The sequence below is a fragment of the Wolbachia endosymbiont of Atemnus politus genome (assembly GCF_013309895.1).
In genome coordinates this window covers 1-1,516 of sequence record NZ_JAAXCS010000189.1, presented here as the reverse complement: position 1 = coordinate 1,516, position 1,516 = coordinate 1, and the positions used below count along the sequence as shown (strand labels likewise).

Sequence of the window (1,516 nt, the reverse complement as noted above, 5' to 3'; positions counted from 1 at the left end):
GAATTATTTATTGTTTTCATTGAATTTTTATTTTCTATTTCAGTATTTTTTCTTGATTTTATTTTATCTTGGATGATTGTCGAAAAATAGTCACCCATAGAATTTGCCATATTTTTTTCCTCAGTTTTTGGTTCTGAATTCTGGTTTATGTCTGGTAGGGTTTTTTTTTTCTTTTTTTCCAATATAATTATTCATTATTTGCCACGTTTTCTTAATATCTTTTTGGTGTTTTTGAAGATTATCTATAATTTTTCTTTCCTTTTTTCTTTTGAAATCCCTTTTAATTTTATTTCTAAATTCTTTATATATTTCTTTTATGTATGGAATATTATTGTATTTTTTGGTTAATTTATACAAAGCATCTCTCTTTTGTATTAACATTTTATCTTCATTCGTGAACCAATGATTTCTCTTCTTTTTGTTATCTCTAACTACATTGTATTGCAATTTTTCCTTTATGTAGTTTATCATATTTTCAATATTTTTTATCAATATTATCTTCTTGAATACTATTTATTATTTCCTCATTTTTTATATTATTACAAGTTTTTATATAGTTTTTAATCTTGTTTTTATCTATTATTTCATATGTGACTTTATTCATATGGGGTTCACTGAAAATGAGTTTGTGGCCAATTACAGCCAATAATCTTCCTGCAAGCAAATTAAAAAGTAATATTTTAAAAACAGCAGCAGCTTACATTGCGTGCGGAATAGTTCCAGAAAAGTCCATTATTTTTAGTCAGTCCACAGTTAGCGGCCATGCTGAACTGCGATGGCTACTTGGGTGCTATACACAAGTTGGCTGGCTCAGTCGCATGACTCAATTTAAAGATAAAGCTGGTAGTGATAAACAAAAAGCCTCTCTTGGGTTATATAGTTACCCAGTACTTATGGCTGCAGATATATTGCTGTATTAAGCTAAATACGTTCCTGTTGGTGATGATCAGAAACAACATTTGGAACTAGCACGCGATATTGCTTTAGCGTTCAACAATCACTACACACTTGATCATTTTATTATACCCGAAATCCTAGTTTTAGATCATGCATCAAAAATAATGAGCTTAAGGGATGGTACAAGCTAAATGAGTAAATATGACTCTTCAGAATATTCAGGCATTAACCTTGACGACACAGATGATTTAATTGTTAAAAAAATAGGAAAAGCAAAAACAGATTCAATACTAGGTTTTGCTACTTTAGAATGCCGCCTGGAAATAAGTAACTTGATAAACATTTATTCAGCGCTAAGTAGCTTAGACGTGGATAAAGTATGTGAAGAGATGAACACAAGCATGATATGAAATACTTTAAGAAATAATTAACTGATTTAATCATCAGTGTTATATCACCCATACGTGAGAAGATTAATGACCTCTTAAAAGACCAATTCTATTTACATGAAATATTAAAAAAAGGTACAGAAAAATCAGAAGAGATTGCAAACCACAACATCAAAGAAGTCAAAAATATCATAGGTTTTGTTTAGCGCTAACTTGTACTACATCGGGCA

General features: G+C 29.6%; 1 protein-coding gene and 1 pseudogene. One reads left to right on the top strand and one right to left on the bottom strand.

Going from position 1 to position 1,516, the window contains the following annotated elements; all coding sequences use genetic code 11:
* Positions 1-120 precede the first annotated feature (120 nt).
* Positions 121-492 carry a hypothetical protein gene (locus tag HET73_RS07400; RefSeq protein WP_174134292.1) on the bottom strand — a complete coding sequence of 124 codons (372 nt, stop codon included), beginning with the start codon at positions 490-492 and terminating at the stop codon, positions 121-123.
* A 128-nt stretch (positions 493-620) separates the two neighbouring features.
* Here HET73_RS07400 and trpS point away from each other — a divergent pair.
* Positions 621-1,492, top strand: a pseudogene (trpS, locus tag HET73_RS07395) (tryptophan--tRNA ligase); the annotation flags it as partial.
* Between the last annotated feature and the right edge of the window lie 24 nt (positions 1,493-1,516).